Here is a 4,432-nt window from a genome sequence, read left to right on the forward strand (position 1 = left end):
CAAGCAGGGCGGCAATGCCGTCGATGCCGCGGTCGCGGTGGGCTACGCGCTGGCCGTGGTGCATCCCTGCTGCGGCAACATCGGCGGCGGCGGCTTCATGACCATCCATCTGGCCAACGGCAAGAACGTGTTTCTGGATTTCCGCGAGAGGGCGCCGCTGAAAGCCACGCCGACGCTGTTCCAGGACGCACAGGGCAACGTGGTGCCCGGGCGCAGCACCAAGACCTGGCTGGGCGTGGGCGTGCCCGGCTCGGTCATGGGCCTGGATGCGGCGCTGAAGAAGTACGGCACCATGAGCCTGAAGCAGGTGATGGCGCCAGCGATCAAGCTGGCACGTGACGGCTTCGTGCTGCAGCCGGGTGACGTGAAGATTCTGGGCACGCGCAGCAAGGACTTTGCAGCGCATGCCAACGTCGCGGCGATCTTCCTCAACCATGGGCAACCGTGGAAAGCCGGCGAGGTGCTCAAGCAGCCCGAGCTGGCGCACACGCTGGAGTTGATCGAGAAGGGCGGCAGCCAGGCCTACTACGACGGCCCCATCGCCAGAGCCATCGTCACCGCCAGCGACAAGCACGGCGGCATCCTCAGCCTCAAGGACTTCCGCGACTACCGCGTGGTCTGGGCCAAACCGGTGGAGTGCCCGTACCGCGGCTACACCGTGGTCACGCCGCCACCGCCGAGCTCGGGCGTGACCGTATGCGAGATCCTGCGCGTCCTCGCTGGCTACCCGCTGGGCAAGTGGGGCTACGGCTCGGTAATGGCCACGCACTATCTGGCCGAGGCCGAGCGCCACGCGTTTGCCGATCGCAACACCTATCTGGGCGATCCGGCCTTCGTGCACAACCCCATCGGGCGCCTGCTGTCCACGGCCAACATCAAGCGCATCCGCAGCGAGATCCAGCCTGACCGCGCCACGCCTTCGTCCGAGGTGAAAGGCAGCCTCGGCGCAGCCGAGGGCATGCACACCACCCACTTTTCCATCCTCGATGCCAAGGGCAACGCGGTCAGCGTGACCTACAGCATCAACTATCTGTTCGGCGTCGGCATGATGGCCGGCGACACCGGCTTCTTTCTCAACAACACGATGGACGATTTCACCTCCAAACCCGGCGTGCCCAATTCGTTCGGGCTGGTGCAAGGCCACGTCAACGAGATCCAGCCGGGCAAGATTCCGCTGTCCTCGATGGTGCCCAGCATCGTGCTGAAGCACGGCAAGGTGTTCATGGTCACCGGCAGCCCCGGCGGCTCGACCATCATCTCGTCGACATTGGAGAGCATCCTCAACGTGGTCGACTTCGGCATGAACATGCAGCAGGCCGTGGACGCGCCGCGCATGCACATGCAGTGGTATCCGGATGACATCTTCGTCGAGCCGGGTTATCTCACACCGCAAACGCAGACCGCGCTGGAGCAGATGGGCTACATGTTCAAGCCGATTCCATTCTGGGGCGCGGACGAGGCCATCCTGGTCAATCCCAAGACGCACCTGATCGAGGGCGCCAACGACCGCCGCAGTCCAGCAGGGTTGGCCGCTGGCGACTGGAACCACCGCCCGCGCAGCACTTGCTGCTGCGCGGGCGCCTGCCCAGTTCGCGCCGCGTGCAACATCGGCGCGTCAGTGTTGTCCAAGCCCGGTGGCCTGCAGCGGGTCACGCTGCCCACCGAGGTTCGAGATGAGCATTCAACACTGCGGCCGCCGTTTGCTGGCACTGGCTTTTCTTTTCGCCCCGATCTGGATGAGCGCGCAGGCCGCTGCCGCGCCGCTGCCTGCGGCCGTCATCCCGGCCGCCGAGCAGGCGCGCGTCGACGCGATCCTCACGCGCCTCGGCGCGGCCCGGCAGTTTCAGGCGGTGGCGATTTCGCCCGATGCGCAGCAACTGGCGTGGGTGCTGAATACCGCCGACGGCCCGCGTATCCAGCTTGCCGCCGGCAACGGCGCGCAACCGCGCACCATCAGCGTGGCCGGCGCGCACAAGGGCTGCAGTGAAACCAATCCCACCTGGTCGGCCGATGGCCGCGCGCTGGCATTCTTGTCCGACTGCGCCGCGGGCAAGACCGTGCAGAACGACATCTACCTGCTGGACACGCACAGCGCCCACGCGCAACCGCGGCGTCTGACGCATCTCGATGGTCTGGTGCACGCGCTGGCATGGGCGCCCGATGGCCACAGCCTCGGCTTTTTGTATGTGCCGGGCGACACGCACCGCGTCGATGCGCTGGCCGCGACCAAGCCGCGCGTGGGCGTGATCGGCGAAGCCAATATCGAGCACCAGCGCGTGGCCACCGCCAGTCTCGCTGACGGCGCGGTACAACTGCTGACGCCAACGGAGCTGTTCCCCTACGAGTTCAGTTTCTCGCCGCACGGCGCGCGCATCGCCTACGTCGCCGCGCCGCCACCTGGCGACAACAACTGGTGGATCGCGCAGCTCTATGTGCAGGACGCACGCAGCGGCGCCACGCCGCGCGCACTGGTCGACCCCAACACCGTCGCCGGGCCTCTGCACGGATTGCAGATCGCGCTGCCGCGCTTCGCGCCGGACGGTCGCGAGATCGCCTTCATCGGCGGCCTGATGAGCGATCAGGGCGTCACCGGCGGTGACATTTATCTGGTGCCTGCCGCCGGCGGCGCGCCGATCGATGTGACGCCCGGCATCGGCATCACCCCCGGCTGGCTGACCTGGACCGGCGCACACAGCCTGCTGGTGAACGCCTTCGCCGGTGGCTCCAGCCAGCTCGATGCGTTGACGCTGACGCGCGACGCGCGTGGCCGGCCCGTCGCGCACGCGCGGGCGCTGGCCACGGTGCATGCCGCGCTGGGCGATGGCAGCGCGATGTCGGCGCTGGCCGTGGCGCGCGATCGGCACACGCTGGCCTTCATCCACAGCACCTATACCGAGCCGCCGGAAGTGTGGACCGCGGCGCTGGATCGCAACGCCGCCGGCACGCCCACGCGTATCGACGCCATGCGCGCGGTCACGCGCATCAATGTCGGCGTGCAGCCGCTGTGGGGCAAGGCCGCATCGGTGCACTGGAGCAACCAGGGTTTCCATGTGCAGGGCTGGCTGCTGTATCCGGCCAACTACAACCCGCATCTGCGCTACCCGTTGATCGTCTCCGTGCATGGCGGCCCCAGCTACGCGGTGCAGCCGCGCTGGCCGGGCGTGAATTACGGCGGCGCGCCGCTGTCGGCGATGGGTTATTTCGTGCTGTTCCCCAATCCGCGTGGCAGCTTCGGCCAGGGCGAGCGCTTCACCCAGGCCAATCGCAGGGATTTCGGCTACGGCGATCTGCGCGACATCCTCGCCGGCGTCAAGGCGGTGGAGGCGAAGTACCCGGTCGACCCGCGCCGCATCGGCATCACCGGCTGGAGCTATGGCGGCTTCATGAGCATGTTCGCGCCCACGCAAACGCGCGTGTTCCGCGCCGCGGTGGCCGGTGCCGGGCTGTCGGACTGGCTGAGCTACACCGGCGAGAACTCCATCGACCGCTGGATGAAACCGTTCTTCGGCGCCAGCGTATACAACGATCCAGCCGTGTATGCGCGCAGCTCGGCGATCAACTTCATCAAGCAGGACAAGACGCCCACGCTGATGGTGGTCGGCGAGTTCGACGCCGAATGCCCGGCGCCGCAGTCCTTCGAGATGTGGCACGGACTCAAGGCCATGGGCGTACCCACGCAACTGGTGGTGTACCCGAACGAAGGCCATGGCTTCGTCAATCCCGCGCACAAACGCGACGTGCTGGTGCGCGCTCTGGGCTGGTTCGCCAAATACCTGCCGCCGCAGGCCACGTCGGCACGGCACTGATCCCACCGAGAAACGCCATGACCGATCCAGGCCCCGCGCTGGAGGCGCACGCCCTGCACAAACGCTACGGCAACGTGCACGCCTTGCGCGGCATCGATCTGAGCGTGCAGCGCGGTGAGATGTTCGCCCTGCTCGGCCCCAACGGTGCCGGCAAGACCACGCTGTTCTCGATTTTCGCCACCCTGCTCAAGCCCAGCGAGGGCACGGCGCGCGTGCTCGGTTTCGATAGCGTGCGCGAACGCGTCGCGGTGCGCCAGCGCATGGGTATCGTGTTTCAGGAGCCGGCGCTGGAGGGCAAGCTGTCGGTGCGCGATAACCTGTATCTGATGGGTCTGTTCTATGGGTTGTCGTCGCGCGCGGCCAAGACGCGCAGCGCGGAACTGCTGGTGACGCTGGGACTGGAAGATGTATCCACGCGCGAGGCGCAGAAGCTCTCCGGCGGGCAGAAACGCCGCGTCGAACTGGCGCGCGCGCTGGTGGCCACGCCCGAGGTGCTGTTTCTGGATGAGGCCACGCTGGGCCTGGACGTGGATGCGCGGCGCCTGTTCTGGGGCGAGGTGCGCCGCTACGTCGGCGCCGGCGGCACCGTGTTCCTGACCACCCACTACATGGACGAGGCCGAGCCC

The 4,432-nt window shown here is 67.4% G+C and carries 2 protein-coding genes and 1 pseudogene; all 3 read left to right on the forward strand.

Going from position 1 to position 4,432, the window contains the following annotated elements; translation table 11 throughout:
• Positions 1-58 precede the first annotated feature (58 nt).
• A pseudogene (gene ggt / locus ACYDAT_RS11100) lies at positions 59-1,456 on the forward strand (gamma-glutamyltransferase); the annotation flags it as partial.
• A 217-nt stretch (positions 1,457-1,673) separates the two neighbouring features.
• Complete coding sequence (locus tag ACYDAT_RS11105) at positions 1,674-3,806, forward strand: alpha/beta hydrolase family protein (RefSeq protein WP_461450123.1); 2,133 nt, start codon at positions 1,674-1,676, stop codon at positions 3,804-3,806.
• 17 nt (positions 3,807-3,823) lie between these two features.
• On the forward strand, positions 3,824-4,432 hold a 609-nt coding region (locus ACYDAT_RS11110), incomplete at its 3' end, for an ABC transporter ATP-binding protein (RefSeq protein WP_461450125.1).

The organism is Metallibacterium sp., assembly GCF_054637675.1.